The sequence below is a fragment of the Pseudomonas lactis genome (assembly GCF_001439845.1).
In the GTDB taxonomy this organism is placed as follows: domain Bacteria; phylum Pseudomonadota; class Gammaproteobacteria; order Pseudomonadales; family Pseudomonadaceae; genus Aquipseudomonas; species Aquipseudomonas lactis.
In genome coordinates, this window is sequence record NZ_JYLO01000007.1 from 56,054 (window position 1) to 74,077 (window position 18,024).

The 18,024-nt window shown below is 60.8% G+C and carries 14 protein-coding genes; 13 read left to right on the forward strand and 1 reads right to left on the reverse strand.

Features of this window, described 5'->3' with window-relative positions; genetic code table 11:
- The first annotated feature begins 217 nt into the window (after positions 1–217).
- From arcD to TX24_RS12900, 12 genes are all read left to right on the forward strand, one after another.
- Complete coding sequence (gene arcD / locus TX24_RS12845) at positions 218–1,645, forward strand: arginine-ornithine antiporter (protein WP_032895542.1); 1,428 nt, start codon at positions 218–220, stop codon at positions 1,643–1,645.
- A 24-nt stretch (positions 1,646–1,669) separates the two neighbouring features.
- Complete coding sequence (gene arcA / locus TX24_RS12850; protein ID WP_054918486.1) at positions 1,670–2,926, forward strand: arginine deiminase; 1,257 nt, start codon at positions 1,670–1,672, stop codon at positions 2,924–2,926.
- 12 nt (positions 2,927–2,938) lie between these two features.
- A complete protein-coding gene (locus TX24_RS12855; protein WP_057710466.1) occupies positions 2,939–3,949 on the forward strand; it encodes an ornithine carbamoyltransferase in 1,011 nt (336 codons plus the stop codon).
- A gap of 136 nt (positions 3,950–4,085) precedes the next feature.
- The gene (gene arcC / locus TX24_RS12860; protein WP_057710467.1) at positions 4,086–5,015 is read left to right on the forward strand and encodes a carbamate kinase; all 930 of its coding nucleotides are present in this window, start codon (positions 4,086–4,088) and stop codon (positions 5,013–5,015) included.
- A gap of 18 nt (positions 5,016–5,033) precedes the next feature.
- Positions 5,034–5,396 carry a DUF5064 family protein gene (locus TX24_RS12865; RefSeq protein WP_057710468.1) on the forward strand — a complete coding sequence of 121 codons (363 nt, stop codon included), beginning with the start codon at positions 5,034–5,036 and terminating at the stop codon, positions 5,394–5,396.
- A 172-nt stretch (positions 5,397–5,568) separates the two neighbouring features.
- Positions 5,569–7,077: a sigma-54-dependent transcriptional regulator gene (locus tag TX24_RS12870; RefSeq protein WP_003193823.1), complete on the forward strand. Its 1,509-nt coding sequence runs from the start codon at positions 5,569–5,571 to the stop codon at positions 7,075–7,077.
- 405 nt (positions 7,078–7,482) lie between these two features.
- Positions 7,483–7,866, forward strand: a complete 384-nt coding sequence (gcvH, locus tag TX24_RS12875; RefSeq protein ID WP_003193826.1) for a glycine cleavage system protein GcvH — start codon at positions 7,483–7,485, stop codon at positions 7,864–7,866.
- Positions 7,867–7,876: 10 nt separating this feature from the next.
- Positions 7,877–10,714 (forward strand): aminomethyl-transferring glycine dehydrogenase, encoded by a 2,838-nt coding sequence (gene gcvP, locus TX24_RS12880; protein WP_057710469.1) that lies wholly within the window; start codon positions 7,877–7,879, stop codon positions 10,712–10,714.
- A gap of 160 nt (positions 10,715–10,874) precedes the next feature.
- The gene (locus TX24_RS12885) at positions 10,875–12,251 is read left to right on the forward strand and encodes an L-serine ammonia-lyase (RefSeq protein ID WP_003193829.1); all 1,377 of its coding nucleotides are present in this window, start codon (positions 10,875–10,877) and stop codon (positions 12,249–12,251) included.
- A 39-nt stretch (positions 12,252–12,290) separates the two neighbouring features.
- The gene (gcvT, locus tag TX24_RS12890) at positions 12,291–13,415 is read left to right on the forward strand and encodes a glycine cleavage system aminomethyltransferase GcvT (protein ID WP_003193832.1); all 1,125 of its coding nucleotides are present in this window, start codon (positions 12,291–12,293) and stop codon (positions 13,413–13,415) included.
- A 393-nt stretch (positions 13,416–13,808) separates the two neighbouring features.
- Positions 13,809–14,030 (forward strand): cold-shock protein, encoded by a 222-nt coding sequence (locus TX24_RS12895; RefSeq protein ID WP_014719702.1) that lies wholly within the window; start codon positions 13,809–13,811, stop codon positions 14,028–14,030.
- A gap of 93 nt (positions 14,031–14,123) precedes the next feature.
- Complete coding sequence (locus TX24_RS12900) at positions 14,124–14,612, forward strand: RDD family protein (protein WP_003193838.1); 489 nt, start codon at positions 14,124–14,126, stop codon at positions 14,610–14,612.
- Positions 14,613–14,732: 120 nt separating this feature from the next.
- Here the strand turns inward: TX24_RS12900 and nadA are convergent, their stop codons facing one another.
- The gene (gene nadA / locus TX24_RS12905) at positions 14,733–15,791 is read right to left on the reverse strand and encodes a quinolinate synthase NadA (protein WP_003193840.1); all 1,059 of its coding nucleotides are present in this window, start codon (positions 15,789–15,791) and stop codon (positions 14,733–14,735) included.
- A gap of 470 nt (positions 15,792–16,261) precedes the next feature.
- On the opposite strand from nadA, the gene TX24_RS12910 reads away from it, so the two are divergent.
- Positions 16,262–17,977: a ShlB/FhaC/HecB family hemolysin secretion/activation protein gene (locus TX24_RS12910; RefSeq protein WP_057710470.1), complete on the forward strand. Its 1,716-nt coding sequence runs from the start codon at positions 16,262–16,264 to the stop codon at positions 17,975–17,977.
- Positions 17,978–18,024: the final 47 nt, after the last annotated feature.

The following is an 18,024-nucleotide window of genomic DNA, read 5'->3' on the forward strand; positions in this document are numbered from 1 at the left end:
ACGAACTAGCGTCAACACCCATGCCCCAACCAATTGATTAACCATAAAGCAGAGAGCGCTCTACCCAGCGTCTTTGCGGGATTTTTTTCGCCCGCAAAATCTCACCCTAAGTCGTTAATTCACAATGGAATGTGCCAATGAAGTGATCTGAGTCAGCTGTTTGATTAGCGCACGGAATTATTCTGTGGTCTCTCTTCTCCTGCATTGGAGTCATGCAATGTCTGAAACTCCCGGAAAACTTCGATTAGGCGCCCTGGTCGCACTTGTCGTCGGCTCGATGATTGGCGGCGGCATCTTTTCATTGCCGCAAAACATGGCCGCCAGCGCCGATGTCGGTGCGGTGTTGATTGGCTGGGTGATTACCGCCATCGGTATGTTGACCCTCGCCTTCGTGTTCCAGACCCTCGCCAACCGCAAGCCTGACCTCGACGGCGGGGTCTACGCCTACGCCAAGGCCGGTTTCGGCGACTACATGGGCTTTTCATCCGCCTGGGGCTACTGGATCAGCGCCTGGCTGGGCAACGTCGGCTACTTCGTCTTGCTGTTCAGCACCCTGGGCTACTTCTTCCCGGTCTTTGGCGAAGGCAACACCCCGACGGCGGTGATCGCTGCGTCAGTGCTGTTGTGGGCCGTGCATTTCCTGGTGCTGCGCGGGATCAAGGAAGCCGCGTTCATCAACCTGGTGACCACCGTCGCCAAGGTGGTGCCGCTGCTGCTGTTCGTGCTCATCGCGCTGTTCGCGTTCAAGCTGGACATCTTCACCGCTGACATCTGGGGCGTGAAAAACCCTGACCTGGGCAGTGTGATGAACCAAGTGCGCAACATGATGCTGGTCACCGTGTGGGTGTTTATCGGCATCGAAGGCGCGAGCATCTTCTCGTCCCGTGCCGAAAAACGCAGTGACGTGGGCAAGGCCACCGTGATCGGCTTTATCACCGTGCTGCTGTTCCTGATGCTGGTGAACGTGCTGTCCCTGGGGATCATGACCCAACCGGAACTGGCCAAGCTGCAGAACCCGTCGATGGCCGCCGTGCTGGAGCATGTGGTGGGCCACTGGGGTGCGGTGCTGATCAGTGTGGGCTTGATCATCTCGCTGCTCGGCGCGCTGCTGTCTTGGGTGCTGCTGTGTGCGGAGATCATGTTCGCCGCCGCCAAAGACCACACCATGCCGGAGTTCCTGCGCAAGGAAAACGCCAACCATGTGCCGGTCAACGCGCTGTGGCTGACCAACGCAATGGTGCAGATATTCCTGGTGATCACGCTGTTTTCCGCCAGCACTTACCTGTCGCTGATCTACCTCGCCACCTCGATGATTCTGGTGCCTTACCTGTGGTCGGCGGCCTATGCCCTGCTGCTGGCGGTGCGCGGCGAGACCTACGAGAACGCCCTCAAAGAGCGCAAGAAAGACCTGTTCATCGGCGCCATCGCCCTGATCTATGCGATCTGGCTGCTGTATGCCGGCGGCACCAAATACCTGCTGCTCTCCGCCCTGCTCTACGCCCCCGGCGCGATCCTGTTCGCCAAGGCCAAGCGTGAACTGGGCAAACCGATTTTCACCCCCGTCGAGAAGCTGATTTTCGCCGCAGTGGTCATTGGCGCCCTGGTGGCGGCCTATGGGCTCTACGACGGCTTCCTGACCCTGTAATTGTTGTTCACTGGAGGATCTGTAATGACCACGGAAAAAGTGAAGTACGGCGTACATTCCGAAGCCGGCAAACTGCGCAAAGTCATGGTGTGCTCCCCAGGTTTGGCCCACCAGCGGCTGACCCCCAACAACTGCGACGAGCTGCTGTTCGATGACGTGCTATGGGTGGCCCAGGCCAAGCGCGACCACTTCGACTTCGTCACCAAGATGCGCGAGCGGGACATTGATGTGCTGGAAATGCACAACCTGCTCACCGACATCGTCGCCAACCCCGAAGCGCTGGACTGGATCCTGGAGCGCAAGATCACCGCCAACACCGTAGGCCTGGGCCTGGTCGATGAAGTTGGCTCGTGGCTGCGCAGCCTGGAGCCGCGCAAAATCAGCGAATACCTGATTGGCGGCGTATCGGCCGACGACCTGCCGAGCAGCTTCGGTGGCAAGACCATCGAGATGTTCCGCGATTTTCTCGGCCACGCCAGCTTCATCCTACCGCCGCTGCCCAACACCCAGTTCACCCGAGACACCACCTGCTGGATCTACGGCGGCGTGACGCTCAACCCGATGTACTGGCCGGCGCGACGCCAGGAAACCCTGCTGACCAGCGCCATCTACAAATTCCACCCTGAGTTCACCAACGCGGACTTCCAGATCTGGTACGGCGACCCCGACCTGGAACATGGCGCCGCGACGCTCGAAGGCGGCGACGTGATGCCGATTGGCAATGGCGTGGTGTTGATCGGCATGGGTGAGCGCTCCTCCCACCAGGCCATCGGCCAACTGGCGCGCAACCTGTTCCAGAACAAAGCCGTGGAACGCGTCATCGTTGCCGGCCTGCCCAAATCCCGCGCGGCGATGCACCTGGACACCGTGTTCAGCTTCTGCGACCGCGACCTGGTCACCGTTTTCCCCGAAGTGGTCAACCAGATCGTGCCCTTCACCCTGCGCCCTGACGAGAGCAAGCCCCACGGCATCGATATCCAGCGCGAGAAAACCAACTTCCTCGAAACCGTGGCTGCAGCGCTCAACCTCAAGGCCCTGCGCGTGGTCGAGACCGGCGGCAACAGCTTCGCCGCCGAACGCGAGCAATGGGATGACGGCAACAACGTGGTGGCCGTGGAGCCGGGCGTGGTGATTGGCTACGACCGCAACACCTACACCAACACCCTGCTGCGCAAGGCCGGTGTGGAAGTCATCACCATCAGCGCCGGTGAACTCGGCCGTGGCCGTGGCGGCGGCCACTGCATGACCTGCCCGATCATCCGCGACCCTATCGACTATTAAGGAGATTCCATCATGGCTTTCAATATGCGCAACCGCAGCCTGCTGTCGCTGATGCACCACACCACCCGCGAGCTGCATTACCTGCTGGACCTGTCCCGCGACCTCAAGCGTGCCAAATACACCGGCACCGAGCGCCCGCACTTGCAGGGCAAGAACATCGCGCTGATCTTCGAAAAAACCTCGACCCGCACTCGCTGTGCCTTCGAAGTCGCGGCCCATGACCAAGGCGCCCACGTCACCTATATCGACCCGGTGTCGTCGCAGATCGGCCACAAAGAAAGCATGAAAGACACCGCCCGCGTATTGGGCCGGATGTTCGATGCCATTGAATACCGTGGCTTTGAACAGGAAATCGTCGAAGATCTGGCCAAGTTTGCGGGCGTGCCGGTGTTCAACGGCCTCACCGCCGAATTCCACCCGACCCAGATGATCGCCGACACCCTGACCATGCGCGAACACAGCGACAAGCCGCTGCATGACATCAGCTACGCGTACCTGGGGGACGCGCGCTACAACATGGGCAACTCGCTGCTGATGATCGGCGCCAAGCTCGGCATGGACGTGCGCATCGGCGCGCCGAAAGCGCTGTGGCCCCATGAAGATTTCATCAAAGAGTGCCAGGCCTTTGCCGAGGAAAGCGGCGCACGCATCACCATCACCGAAGACCCTGCAGAGGCCGTGAAGGGCGTGGACTTCATCCACACCGATATCTGGGTGTCCATGGGCGAACCGGTGGAAGCGTGGGACGAGCGCATCGAGCAACTGCTGCCGTACCAGGTCAACGCCAAGATGATGAAAGCCTCGGGCAACCCTCGGGTGAAATTCATGCATTGCCTGCCGGCGTTCCACAACAGTGAAACCAAGGTCGGCAAGGACATCGCAGCGCGCTATCCGCACCTGGCCAATGGCGTGGAAGTGACCGAAGAGGTGTTTGAGTCGCCGGCCAATATCGCCTTCGAGCAGGCGGAAAACCGCATGCATACCATCAAGGCGATTCTGGTGTCGGCGTTGGCAGACATCTAACCCCACTCTGATCGTTCCCACGCTCCGCGTGGGAATGCAGCCAGTGGCGCTCTGCGCCACAAGAGCGGACGCAGAGCGTCCGGTGAGGCATTCCCACGCAGAGCGTGGGAACGATCATTCTAGAAGGACATTCTGTATGCGCATCGTCGTAGCCCTGGGCGGCAACGCCCTCCTGCGTCGTGGTGAACCCATGACCGCAGACAACCAACGCGCCAATATCCGCATCGCCACCGAACAGATCGCCAAGATCCACCCCGGCAACGAACTGGTGATCGCCCACGGCAATGGCCCGCAAGTCGGCCTGCTGTCATTGCAGGCGGCGGCCTACACCAGCGTCTCGCCTTACCCGCTGGACGTGCTGGGCGCCGAGACCGAGGGCATGATCGGCTACATCATCGAACAGGAACTGGGCAACCTGCTGGACTTCGAAGTGCCGTTCGCCACCCTGCTCACCCAGGTCGAAGTCGACGCCAAGGACCCGGCCTTCCAGAACCCCACCAAGCCTATCGGCCCTGTGTACCCCAAAGCCGAAGCCGAGAAGCTCGCCGCCGAAAAAGGCTGGGCCATCGCGCCCGACGGCGACAAATACCGCCGCGTGGTCGCCAGCCCGCGCCCCAAACGCATCTTTGAAATCCGCCCGATCAAATGGCTGCTGGAGAAAAAAGCCATCGTGATCTGCGCCGGTGGCGGCGGCATCCCAACGATGTATGGCGAAGACGGCAAGCTCAAGGGCATCGAGGCGGTGATCGACAAAGACCTGTGCTCCTCCTTGCTGGCCACGCAACTGGAGGCCGATTTGCTGGTCATCGCCACCGACGTCAACGCCGCCTTTATCGACTTCGGCAAGCCAACCCAGAAGGCCATCAGCCAGGCCCACCCCGACGATATGGAAAAACTCGGCTTCGCCGCTGGCTCCATGGGCCCCAAGGTACAAGCCGCCTGCGAGTTCGCCCGTCAGACTGGCAAAACCGCGGTGATCGGTTCACTCTCGGACATCGAAGCCATCGTCCAGGGCAGCGCCGGCACGCGCATCAGCACGGCAAAACCTGGCATCACCTACCTGTGAAGTTGAGGAGAAACGCCTATGGCTATCTTTGAACCCGGCCACTTGCATATCGAGCGACACGCGCTGAACAAGGACGATGTCAGCTACGACCTGTGCCTGGACTACGAAGTCGTCACGGATGACCGCGAAGGCAAAGGCATGCAGTTCACCCTGCATGGCAGCATCCAGGGCAAGGACATGAAGGAAACGTTTTTCCTGCCCAAGGACCAGGCCTATAACTTCGCCAGCAATGTGACCAAGATTGTCGAAAAATACGGCATTCCCAAGACCCATAGCAGCGTCGGTTCACAGCACAAGCATTACGATCTGATGTTTGAGGATGTGCGCCACCAGTTGGATATGAAATCCGGCGACCCGGTCAAACCCGAACACCTGGAATAACCTGCCCCCCAATCGAATGTGGGAGCTGGCTTGCCTGCGATAGCGACGTGTCAGACGATATTTTCGGTAACTGACCCACCGCCATCGCAGGCAAGCCAGCTCCCACATTTTGATCTCCACCGGCTCCAAGGCATACTTGCCGCCTCTGCTCTTCAGAATTGCCAATCGCCCCATGCGTATCCACGTCAGCTTCATCGACCGCGTCGGCATCACCCAGGAAGTCCTGGCCTTGCTCGGTGGGCGCAATCTCAATCTGGATGCGGTGGAGATGGTGCCGCCCAATGTCTATATCGATGCGCCGACCCTCAGCGCCGAAGTGCTCGAAGAACTGCGCGACGCGTTGTTCAGCGTGCACGGCGTGCAAGCGGTAAAGGTCGTCGACATCCTTCCGGGCCAGCGTCGCCACCTGCAACTCGACGCCCTGCTGGCGGCCATGACCGACCCGGTGCTGGCCCTGGACAGTGCAGGCAAGATCCTGCTGGCCAATCCGGCGCTGATCGCCTTGTACGGGCGTGAACCGGCCGGCGAAAGCATCGCCGAGCTGTTCGATGATCCAGCCTTACTGGAAACCTTGCTGGACCAGGGCTTTCGCTTGCCGTTGCGCGAGATCAGCGTGAACGGCCAGACCTTGCTGCTGGGCGCCACGCCGATCACCGACGCCGGCGCCCTGCTCACCCTCTACCAGCCCAACCGCATCGGCGAACAACTGTCGGCGCTGCACCATGACCATGCCGAAGGGTTTGATGCGCTGCTGGGCGAGTCCCCGGCGATCCGCACGCTCAAGGCTCGGGCGCAACGGGTGGCGGCGCTGGATGCACCGCTGCTGATCCAGGGCGAAACCGGTACCGGCAAAGAACTGGTGGCCCGCGCCTGCCACGCCATCAGTGCGCGTCACAGTGCGCCGTTTCTGGCATTGAACTGCGCGGCACTGCCGGAAAATCTCGCCGAAAGTGAATTGTTCGGCTATGCGCCTGGCGCCTTTACCGGCGCGCAACGCGGTGGCAAACCAGGGCTGATGGAGCTGGCCAACCAGGGCACGGTGTTCCTCGATGAGATCGGTGAGATGTCGCCGTACCTGCAAGCCAAACTGCTGCGTTTTCTCAATGACGGCAGCTTTCGCCGCGTGGGCGGTGACCGCGAGGTGAAGGTCAATGTGCGCATCCTCAGCGCCACCCACCGCGACCTGGAAAAGATGGTCAGCGAAGGCACCTTTCGCGAAGACTTGTTCTACCGCCTCAACGTGCTCAATGTCGCCGTGCCGCCCTTGCGTGAACGCGGCCAGGACATCCTGCTGCTTGCGCGCTACTTCATGCAGCAAGCGTGCGCGCAGATCCAGCGTCCGGTTTGCCGCCTGGCACCGGGTACCTATCCAGCCCTGCTGGGCAACCACTGGCCGGGTAATGTACGGCAGTTGCAAAACGTGATCTTCCGCGCTGCCGCCATCTGCGAAAGCAGCCTTGTGGACATCGGCGACCTGGACATCGCCGGCACCTCCGTGGCGCGCCAGAGCGATGGCGAAGTCGACAGCCTGGAACAGGCCGTGGAAGATTTCGAGCGCAGCCTGCTGGAAAGCCTCTACAGCCGCTACCCCTCGACCCGCCAACTGGCCAGCCGCTTGCAAACCTCCCACACGGCGATCGCCCACCGCCTGCGCAAGTACGGCATTCCCAACAAGCCCTGACGGAATAAACGCGGTTCAACTGTGGGAGCTGGCTTGCCTGCGATAGCGGTGGGTCATCCAGCTCCTTAGTGACGGGTAGACCGCCATCGCAGGCAAGCCAGCTCCCACAAAGGGGCAATCCAGATTTGGTCTGGGAACGACATTCAGTGTACTGAAAGCGCTACAGCGTAACGATATCGCTACAACCCTGCTTTTTGCGCGCCATGCAAGGCTTTGATCCACATAGGCTTTTTTTCACGCACCCGGCTGTAGCGAAAACGCTACAGTCGCGCGACATAACCTCATAACCAATTTTATTAACTTACTGATTTATAAAGACTTATTAACCTTGGCCGCGATATTGCTAAGCAACTCCCCATTATTCCAATCCCGTCCACCAGACGATTCTGGCCCTGAGGAGTTTCCATGAGCGAGTTGCGTTTCACTGAAGATCACGAATGGCTGCGCGCCGAAGCCGATGGCAGCGTCACCGTGGGTATCACCGCGTTTGCGCAGAACGCGCTGGGTGATGTGGTTTTCGTGCAACTGCCGGAGTTGCAGGCTTACGAAAAGGGCGCCGAAGCCTCCACCGTTGAGTCGGTAAAAGCCGCCAGCGGTGTGTACATGCCGTTGGACGGTGAAGTCCTGGAAGTCAACGACAAGCTCGATGCCAGCCCGGAACTGGTCAACGAAGACCCGATGGGCGAAGGCTGGTTCTTCCGCTTTAAACCCGCCGATGCCGATGCAGTGGCTAAGCTGTTGGATCAGGATGCGTACGACCGCCTGATCAAAGCCAACGCTGAAGCCTGAGGAGCGCGCCATGACCGTTAATCTGACCACCGCCAACGAATTCATCGCCCGCCACATCGGCCCGCGCCAGGAAGATGAGCAGCAGATGCTCGCCAGCCTGGGGTTTGATTCCCTCGAAGCGCTAAGCGCCAGCGTGATCCCGGAAAGCATCAAGGGCACCAGCGTACTCGGCCTGGAAGACGGCCTGAGCGAAGCCCAGGCCCTGGCCAAGATCAAGGCCATCGCCAGCCAGAACCAACTGTTCAAGACCTACATCGGCCAGGGCTATTACAACTGCCACACGCCGTCGCCGATCCTGCGCAACCTGCTGGAAAACCCGGCCTGGTACACCGCCTACACGCCGTATCAACCCGAGATTTCCCAAGGCCGCCTGGAAGCCCTGCTGAACTTCCAGACCCTGATCAGCGACCTCACCGGCCTGCCGATTGCCAACGCCTCCCTGCTTGACGAAGCCACCGCCGCTGCTGAAGCCATGACCTTCTGCAAGCGCCTGAGCAAGAACAAAGGCAGCCACGCGTTCTTCGCGTCGGTGCACAGCCACCCGCAAACCCTCGACGTATTGCGCACCCGTGCTGAACCTTTGGGCATCGATGTGGTGGTCGGCGATGAGCGTGAACTGACCGACGTCAGCCCGTTCTTCGGCGCGCTGCTGCAATACCCGGCCAGCAACGGCGACGTGTTCGACTATCGCGAACTGACCGAACGCTTCCACGCCGCCAACGCACTGGTCGCCGTGGCCGCCGACCTGATGGCCCTGACCCTGCTGACGCCGCCGGGCGAATTCGGCGCCGACGTGGCCATTGGCAGCGCACAACGCTTTGGCGTGCCACTGGGCTTCGGTGGCCCACACGCCGCGTACTTCTCCACCAAGGATGCGTTCAAGCGCGACATGCCAGGCCGTCTGGTCGGTGTGTCGGTAGACCGCTTCGGCAAGCCGGCCCTGCGCCTGGCCATGCAGACCCGCGAGCAACATATCCGCCGCGAGAAAGCCACCAGCAACATCTGCACCGCCCAAGTGCTGCTGGCCAACATCGCCAGCATGTACGCCGTGTACCACGGCCCCAAAGGCCTGACCCAGATCGCCCAGCGCATTCACCAGCTGACCGCGATCCTGGCCAAGGGCTTGACGGCCCTGGGCCAGAACGTCGAGCAGGCACACTTCTTCGACACCCTGACAATCCACACCGGCGCTCACACTGCCGCCCTGCACGACAAGGCCCGCGCCCAGCGCATCAACCTGCGTGTAGTAGACGGCGAGCGCGTTGGCTTGTCGGTCGACGAAACCACCACCCAGGCCGATATTGAGGCCTTGTGGGCGATCTTCGCCGACGGCAAAAACCTGCCGGCCTTTGCTGCCACCGACAGCACCCTGCCGAGCGCATTGCTGCGCCAATCGCCGATCCTCAGCCACCCGGTCTTCAATCGCTACCACTCGGAAACCGAGCTGATGCGCTACCTGCGCAAGCTGGCCGACAAAGACCTGGCCCTGGACCGCACCATGATCCCGCTGGGCTCGTGCACCATGAAGCTCAACGCCGCCAGCGAAATGATCCCGGTGACCTGGGCCGAATTTGGTGCCCTGCACCCATTCGCCCCCGCTGCGCAAAGCGCCGGCTACCAGCAACTGACCAGCGAACTGGAAGCCATGCTCTGCGCGGCCACCGGTTATGACGCGATCTCCCTGCAGCCGAACGCCGGCTCCCAAGGTGAGTACGCGGGCCTGTTGGCCATCCGCGCCTATCACCAGAGCCGTGGCGAAGCACGTCGCGACATCTGCCTGATCCCGTCGTCAGCCCACGGCACCAACCCTGCCACCGCCAACATGGCCGGCATGCGCGTGGTGGTCACCGCTTGCGACGCGCGCGGCAACGTCGACATCGAAGACCTGCGCGCCAAGGCCATCGAGCACCGCGAGCACCTCGCTGCGCTGATGATCACCTACCCGTCCACCCACGGCGTGTTCGAGGAAGGTATCCGCGAAATCTGCGGGATCATTCATGACAACGGCGGCCAGGTGTACATCGACGGCGCCAACATGAACGCGATGGTTGGCCTGTGCGCGCCAGGCAAGTTCGGCGGCGATGTGTCCCACCTGAACCTGCACAAAACCTTCTGCATCCCCCACGGCGGTGGCGGACCGGGCGTTGGCCCGATTGGCGTCAAGTCGCACCTCACGCCATTCCTGCCCGGCCACGCGGCCATGGAGCGCAAAGAGGGCGCGGTGTGCGCCGCGCCGTTCGGCAGCGCGAGCATTTTGCCGATCACCTGGATGTACATCAGCATGATGGGCGGCGCCGGCCTCAAGCGCGCGTCGCAGTTGGCGATCCTGAATGCCAACTACATTTCCCGCCGCCTGGAAGAGCACTACCCGGTGCTGTACACCGGCAGCAATGGCCTGGTAGCCCACGAATGCATCCTGGATTTGCGCCCGTTGAAAGACAGCAGCGGCATCAGCGTGGACGACGTGGCCAAGCGCCTGATCGATTTTGGTTTCCACGCGCCGACCATGTCGTTCCCGGTGGCCGGCACCTTGATGATCGAGCCGACCGAAAGTGAATCCAAGGAAGAACTGGACCGCTTCTGCGACGCCATGATCGCCATCCGCGAAGAAATCCGCGCGGTAGAAAACGGCACCCTCGACAAAGACGACAACCCCCTCAAGAACGCGCCGCACACGGCAGCGGAACTGGTGGGCGAATGGAGCCACCCTTACAGCCGTGAACAAGCGGTGTACCCGGTGGCGTCGTTGATCGAAGGCAAGTACTGGCCGCCGGTTGGCCGGGTCGACAACGTGTTTGGTGATCGCAACCTGGTGTGTGCGTGCCCTTCTATCGAGAGCTACGCCTGATCTGACGGGAGATACGCGGCCAGTGTGGGAGCTGGCTTGCCTGCGATAGCGGTGTATCAGCCGACAGTGATGTTGTCTGACCCACCGCTATCGCGGGCAAGCCCGGCTCCCACATTGGCCGAGTCCACCTCAGAAAATAATAAGAAACCGGAGAACAACCATGTCTTTAAGCGTGTTCGACCTGTTCAAGATTGGCATCGGCCCCTCCAGTTCCCACACCGTCGGCCCGATGCGTGCCGCCGCTCGATTCGTCGAGGGGCTCAAGCGTGACAACCTGTTGGAGGCTACCACCGGCATCAAGGTGGAACTCTACGGGTCGCTGGGCGCCACCGGCAAAGGCCACGGCAGCGACAAGGCCGTGTTGCTGGGGCTGGAAGGCGAACACCCGGACACCGTGAATACCGAAACCGTGGCTGCACGCCTGGCGCAGATGCGCAGTGACGGGCGCCTCAACCTGCTCGGCGAACACAGCATTGCGTTCAACGAGAAAGAACACCTGGCGATGATTCGCAAGCCCCTTGCCTACCATCCCAATGGCATGATTTTTCGTGCCTTTGACGCCGTCGGCATCCAGATCCGCAGCCGCGAGTATTACTCGGTCGGTGGCGGTTTCGTGGTGGATGAAGACGCGGCGGGCGCCGACCGTATCGTCGAAGACGCCACGCCCCTGACCTTCCCGTTCAAACACGCCAAGGACTTGCTCGGCCATTGCACCACCTATGGCCTGTCTATCAGCCAGGTGATGCTGACCAATGAAAGCGCCTGGCGCCCGGAAGCGGAAACCCGCAGCGGGTTGTTGAAGATCTGGCAGGTGATGCAGGACTGCGTCGATGCCGGCTGCCGCAACGAAGGCATCTTGCCCGGAGGCTTGAAGGTCAAGCGCCGGGCAGCGGCCTTGCACCGGCAGTTGTGCAAGAACCCCGAGTCGGCGCTGCGCGACCCGCTCTCAGTGCTGGACTGGGTCAACCTGTATGCGCTGGCGGTCAACGAAGAAAACGCCAATGGCGGGCGCGTGGTCACCGCGCCCACCAACGGTGCGGCCGGGATCATTCCCGCCGTGCTGCATTACTACATGCGTTTTATCCCCGGCGCGAACGAAGACGGCGTGGTGCGCTTTTTGCTCACCGCCGCCGCCATCGGCATTTTGTACAAGGAAAACGCTTCGATCTCAGGCGCCGAAGTCGGGTGCCAGGGCGAAGTCGGCGTGGCCTGTTCCATGGCCGCAGGCGCACTCTGCGAAGTGCTGGGCGGCAGCGTGTCCCAAGTGGAAAACGCCGCCGAGATCGGCATGGAACACAACCTCGGCCTGACCTGCGACCCGATTGGCGGGCTGGTGCAGGTGCCGTGCATCGAGCGCAATGCCATGGGCTCGGTGAAGGCGATCAATGCGGTGCGCATGGCCCTGCGTGGCGACGGGCAACACTTTGTGTCCCTCGACAAGGTCATCCGCACCATGCGCCAGACCGGCGCCGACATGAAAAGCAAATACAAGGAAACCGCCCGTGGCGGTTTGGCGGTCAACATTATCGAGTGCTGACGCCCACAAGCGCGTCGGCACGTTTTTCAGGAGCTGAATATGTCCACCGAAACCCTGTTGAAAACTCCTCTGCACGCCCTGCACCTGGAACTGGGCGCACGCATGGTGCCCTTCGCCGGCTACGACATGCCGGTGCAGTACCCCTTGGGCGTGATGAAAGAACACCTGCACACCCGTGAACAGGCCGGGTTGTTCGACGTTTCACACATGGGCCAGATCCGCCTCACCGGCGCGAATGCGGCCAAGGCCCTGGAAACCCTGGTGCCCGTCGATATCATCGACCTGCCGGTGGGCATGCAGCGCTATGCGATGTTCACCAACGAGCAAGGCGGCATCCTCGACGACCTGATGGTCGCCAACCTGGGCAACGACGAGTTGTTCCTGGTGGTCAACGCCGCCTGCAAGGACCAGGACCTGGCGCACCTGCGCACACATATCGGCGACCAATGCACCATCGAACCGCTGTTCGAAGAACGCGCCCTGCTGGCCCTGCAAGGCCCGGCGGCAGTGAAAGTATTGGCGCGCCTGGCCCCTGAAGTCACCCAGATGACCTTCATGCAATTTGCCACCCTGCGTTTGCTGGGCGTGGACTGCTACGTCAGCCGCTCCGGCTACACCGGCGAAGACGGCTTTGAAATCTCCGTGCCGGCGGCCAATGCCGAGAGCCTGGCCCGCAGCCTGCTGGCCGAAACCGAAGTGCAGGCCATCGGCCTGGGCGCCCGCGATTCGCTGCGCCTGGAAGCCGGCCTATGCCTGTACGGCCACGACATGAACACCGACACCACGCCAATTGAAGCCAGCCTGCTGTGGGCGATCTCCAAGGCCCGGCGTGCCGATGGCGCGCGGGCTGGCGGCTTCCCCGGCGCCGACCGCATCTTCACCCAGCAGCAAACTGGTGTGGCCCGCAAACGCATAGGCCTGCTGCCGCAGGAGCGCACCCCGGTGCGTGAAGGCGCAGAAATCGTCGATGCCCAGGGCACCGTGATCGGCAGCGTCTGCAGCGGCGGCTTCGGCCCCACCTTGGGCGGCCCGCTGGCGATGGGTTACCTGGACAGCGCATTTGTCGCATTGGATACCGAAGTTTGCGCAATGGTACGTGGGAAAAAGGTGCCGCTACGTGTAAGTAAAATGCCATTCGTTCCGCAACGTTACTACCGTGGTTGATTGACTGTTTCTATAAGTAACGCGGTTGCGTTAACGCGCACTAAACTGTAACGCAACCGCCATAAAACAGTGCATTCACGATAGGCATTTTTATAGCTAACGCCCTATAACAAGTGAATAACTCTATCGAATAAGTCGGTATCAGAACATTCAACAAAGTGTCATGAGACCCAGCAAAATCGGGGCCTGCCCCAGGGCTTGTTTTTTTCATATTAGTTGGCGTAGAGTTCCTCCACTGTGTTTGCATGGGTCGCTTGGAACCTGGACCTGGGCAGTAGCTGAAGTAGTTGCTACAACCCGTTCGACGTCTCTTAACTTTCCTGCAACCCAGCCCAGTACTCTTTCGTTTGAAAGGGGCTGTCATTAATTTTTAGCGTCAAAGGAAAGAAGAAAATGTCGGATAAAGGTGGACGTCAGAGCGGTACCGTCAAGTGGTTCAACGACGAAAAAGGCTTTGGTTTTATCACTCCTGAAAGCGGCCCGGATCTGTTCGTGCATTTCCGCGCTATTCAGGGCAACGGCTTCAAAAGCCTGAAGGAAGGCCAGAAGGTGACCTTCGTTTCAGTTCAAGGCCAGAAAGGCCTGCAGGCTGACGAAGTCCAAGCAGAAGGCTGATCCTTCCTGCGACAAAAAGCCCCTATATGACATCAGGGGCTTTTTTATGGGCGCCATTGCGTAAACTGCGTGCTTTCTCCAGAGAGCCCTGCCATGTCCAAACCCCTGTTGAGCCCCCAGGGCGAATTCCCCGCCGTTGGCCTGGGCCGTCGCCTGGCAGCGATGTTCTACGACTTCCTGTTGTGCACCGCCTTGCTGATCGTCACCGCGTTTATCTACAAGCTGGTGTGGATCGCCTTCGTGGGCGAAGCGAAGATGCGCACACTCACCGAGTCCGGCGCGCTGGACGGTGACCCGTTGCTGTCGACGATCCTGTTGTTTGTGCTGTTCGGGTTCTTCGCCAAGTTCTGGACCCATTCGGGGCAAACCCTGGGCATGCAGGTGTGGGGCGTGCGCGTGCAGAACGCTGACGGCTCGCGGATCAGCCTGTGGCAGGCATTGTTGCGTTTTGTGGTGTCGATTGCGTCATGGCTGTGTGTGGGACTGGGGTTTATCTGGTCGTTGTTCGATAAACACAAACGCAGCTGGCATGACATCTATTCGGATACGCAACTGGTGCGGATCCCGAAGCCAAAGAAATAACTCAGATGTGGGAGCTGGCTTGCCTGCGATAGCGGTCTTGCAGTCAAAACACCTGTGACTGTTACACCGCTATCGCAGGCAAGCCAGCTCCCACATTTTGATTTTTGCTCAGCCTGAGGATCAGGCGTTGCCGGCCAGTTTCAACCGTGCAGCCTGGGTAAAGTCCAACATACGCTTGAGCGGCCGTACCGCCTGCGGAATCACCGCCGGTTCCACGAAGATCTCATTACTGCCCTCACGCAAACACTGCAGCGTACGCTCCAGCGTATTCATTGCCATCCAGGGGCAGTGCGCGCAACTGCGGCAGGCTGCGCCGTTACCGGCAGTGGGCGCTTCGACGAAGACTTTGTCCGGGCACAACTGCTGCATCTTGTAGAAGATGCCGCGATCAGTCGCCACGATAAAGGTCTTGTTCGGCAAGCGTTGCGCCGCAGCGATCAGTTGGCTGGTGGAACCCACCGCGTCCGCCAGTTCGATCACCGAAGTCGGTGACTCCGGGTGCACCAGGATCGCCGCATCCGGGTACAGTGCCTTCATGTCTTCAAGCTGTTTGGACTTGAACTCTTCGTGGACGATGCAGGCACCGTCCCACAGCAGCATGTCGGCACCGGTCTGACGCTGGATGTAGGTACCCAGGTGTTTGTCCGGGCCCCAGATAATGGTCTCGCCGTTGTCCATCAGGCTCTCGACAATTTCCAGCGCGCAGCTGGAAGTCACCACCCAATCCGCCCGGGCTTTGACCGCCGCCGAGGTGTTGGCATACACCACCACGGTGCGCTCGGGGTGTTGATCGCAGAACGCAGAAAACTCATCCACGGGGCAACCCAGGTCCAGGGAGCAGGTGGCTTCCAGGGTCGGCATCAGGATGCGTTTTTCCGGCGTGAGGATCTTGGCGGTCTCGCCCATGAAGCGCACGCCAGCCACCAGTACGGTCTTGGCTGGGTGGGCGGCGCCGAAGCGCGCCATCTCCAGGGAGTCGGAAACACAGCCACCGGTTTCTTCGGCCAGGGCCTGAATCACCGGGTCGCAATAAAAGTGGGCAACCAGCACTGCGTCCTGAGCCTTGAGCTCGGCGGCAATGGCGGTTCGCAGGCTCGCCTCTTCGGCAGCGCTGAGCACCTTGGGCTGCTTGGCGTCGAGGTGGGCTTGAACCAGTAGGCGTTCGGAAATGTGCGTCATGTTCGCAAGACCTGCAGGCGCAGTAGCGCGAAAGTCGAGTGTACCACCGGCTCCGGAGCCCTTCGGGCACCGCCGGACGAAGTGTTTTTGTTCATCAAGCACGGGTAAAGCTAAAGCTGCGCAAGGCTACAGAATATCCAATGGATTCAAAAGCCTAATCTGGTGACCCGACAATGGCTCAATCCCTGGCCGTGACACGCCGATTAGGTGACGCCCGCACAACAATCAAAACTGCCCCTCCCCCTCTCCCACCTCCGAAAAATCAGGAATATCAGGCCCTCCCACTCCGACACGCACTAATTTTGTGCATTAACACACTTAATTACGCGATTTTTCTTACGTCTTGTGTAATAAATCCTACAACGATGTAACAAACCGTCGACCACTCACTCAAGTAGGGCAATTACCGCTGAGTTCAACGCTGGCTCAGACGGTATGGATCGTGTGTATTTCTACGTTAAGGATGTCGAGTGCCAAACCTGCTCTCAACCGGACACTTGTGTTGTACCCGGAACCTGGGCATCGCCCTGCTCTGTCTGTGGGCGCTGCCCGTGGCTGGCGCCGAAGCGCCGCAGCCAGGCCAGGAAGCCCTGCGCTTGCAGCAACAACAGCAACGCGACCTGCAGCAATTACAACTGGAGCAGCGCCAACGCCAGATGCAACGTGGCAGCTTCGGTACACCAGCGGTCACACCGGCCTTGCCAACAGACATCGCCAAGGATGAACACTGCTGGCCCTTGAGCGGTACGCGCCTGGCCGGGGTCACGCTGTTCAGCCGTGCCCAGTTGAATAAACATATCGAGCCCTACGTGGCGCCTTGCATGGGCGTCACGCAGATCAACCGCCTGCTGGCCGAGATCACCCGGCTGTATGTCGAGGCCGGTTATATCGCCAGCCGCCCCTATCTGATCAGTGCGCCCGCCGCCGGGCAACCGCTGGATATTCACGTTGAAGAAGGTTACCTGGAAGCCATCGAACTGGCCGACCAGAGCCTGCCGGTTTCATTAGGCGGGGCATTCCCCGGAATGCTCGGCAAACCACTGAACCTGCGAGACCTGGAACAGGGCCTGGACCAGCTCAACCGCCTGCGCTCGGTGGACCTCACCGCCGACATCGCCCCAGGCAGCACAGCGGGCGCGTCGCGCATCATCCTGCGCTCACGCAGCAGTGCCTCGCGCTGGGCCGTGGGCCTGGGCGTGGATAACCTCGGCAGCGCCAGCACCGGGCGTGATCGCAATGCCATCAACTTGAGCCTGGACAGCCCCCTGCAAATCAACGACTCGCTCAACCTGAGCTTCAGCGACACGCTCAACCATGGGCCGCGCTACAGCCGCAGCCACAGCCTGTTCTATTCCATCCCCTACGGCTACTGGACCTACAGCCTGTTCGCCAGCCATGCCGAATACCGCTCGCCGTTCAAGCTCAGCCGCACCACGTTTTACAACAGTGGCCGCACCGATCAGGTCAGCCTGCGCAGCGACCGTGTGCTGTGGCGCGACCAGGGCCACCAACTGAGCGCCAACCTACAACTGGCCTACAAAGACGTCGACAGCTACCTGCAGAAGGTACACCTGGACATCCAGAGCCCCACCCTGACCGTGGCCGAAGCGGGCCTGAACCTGTTCTGGCTCAACAGCGCGGTGTGGAACCTGGACGTCAACTACGCCCAGGGCCTGACCTGGTTCGGCGCCGATCGGGATGCCGACCAGGTGCAGAAAAACCGGCCAAAGGCGCAGTTCCACAAGTACCGCGCCAACCTCACCCAATGGCGCAACGGCCAATGGTCAGCGCAGCCATGGCAGTGGCAAAGCCAGTTGTCGGTGCAGTACAGCCCGGATGCATTGCCCGCCATCGAACAACTGCTGATTACCGATGACTCGGCCGTGCGCGGCTATCGCGAAAACAGCAGCTCCGGTGCTATTGGCGCGGTATGGCGCAACACCTTGCGCCTGCCACTCAACACTGACTTGCCGGTGAAACTCACCCCGCGCCTGGGCCTGGACAACGGCTGGGTCAAACACGAACACGGTGCCCAGAGCCAACGCCTGAGCGGCGCCAGCGCGGGGCTCAACCTGAGCTGGAAGAACGTGCAGCTCGACGTCGATTACCAACGCAACCTCAACACCCCCACAGGTTTTCGCCAGGAGCCGGAGGTCTGGCTGACGCGCCTTAGCGTGCAGATATGAGCCCACACCCGTTTTTAGCCTGAGTCACCGCCGTACCTGACCACCCC

Coding starts and splice junctions, on each gene's coding strand:
- arcD (WP_032895542.1), top strand. CDS start 218: ATGTCTGAAACTCCCGGAAAACTTCGATTAGGCGCCCTGGTCGCACTT.
- arcA (WP_054918486.1), top strand. CDS start 1,670: ATGACCACGGAAAAAGTGAAGTACGGCGTACATTCCGAAGCCGGCAAA.
- TX24_RS12855 (WP_057710466.1), top strand. CDS start 2,939: ATGGCTTTCAATATGCGCAACCGCAGCCTGCTGTCGCTGATGCACCAC.
- arcC (WP_057710467.1), top strand. CDS start 4,086: ATGCGCATCGTCGTAGCCCTGGGCGGCAACGCCCTCCTGCGTCGTGGT.
- TX24_RS12865 (WP_057710468.1), top strand. CDS start 5,034: ATGGCTATCTTTGAACCCGGCCACTTGCATATCGAGCGACACGCGCTG.
- TX24_RS12870 (WP_003193823.1), top strand. CDS start 5,569: ATGCGTATCCACGTCAGCTTCATCGACCGCGTCGGCATCACCCAGGAA.
- gcvH (WP_003193826.1), top strand. CDS start 7,483: ATGAGCGAGTTGCGTTTCACTGAAGATCACGAATGGCTGCGCGCCGAA.
- gcvP (WP_057710469.1), top strand. CDS start 7,877: ATGACCGTTAATCTGACCACCGCCAACGAATTCATCGCCCGCCACATC.
- TX24_RS12885 (WP_003193829.1), top strand. CDS start 10,875: ATGTCTTTAAGCGTGTTCGACCTGTTCAAGATTGGCATCGGCCCCTCC.
- gcvT (WP_003193832.1), top strand. CDS start 12,291: ATGTCCACCGAAACCCTGTTGAAAACTCCTCTGCACGCCCTGCACCTG.
- TX24_RS12895 (WP_014719702.1), top strand. CDS start 13,809: ATGTCGGATAAAGGTGGACGTCAGAGCGGTACCGTCAAGTGGTTCAAC.
- TX24_RS12900 (WP_003193838.1), top strand. CDS start 14,124: ATGTCCAAACCCCTGTTGAGCCCCCAGGGCGAATTCCCCGCCGTTGGC.
- nadA (WP_003193840.1), bottom strand. CDS start 15,791: ATGACGCACATTTCCGAACGCCTACTGGTTCAAGCCCACCTCGACGCC.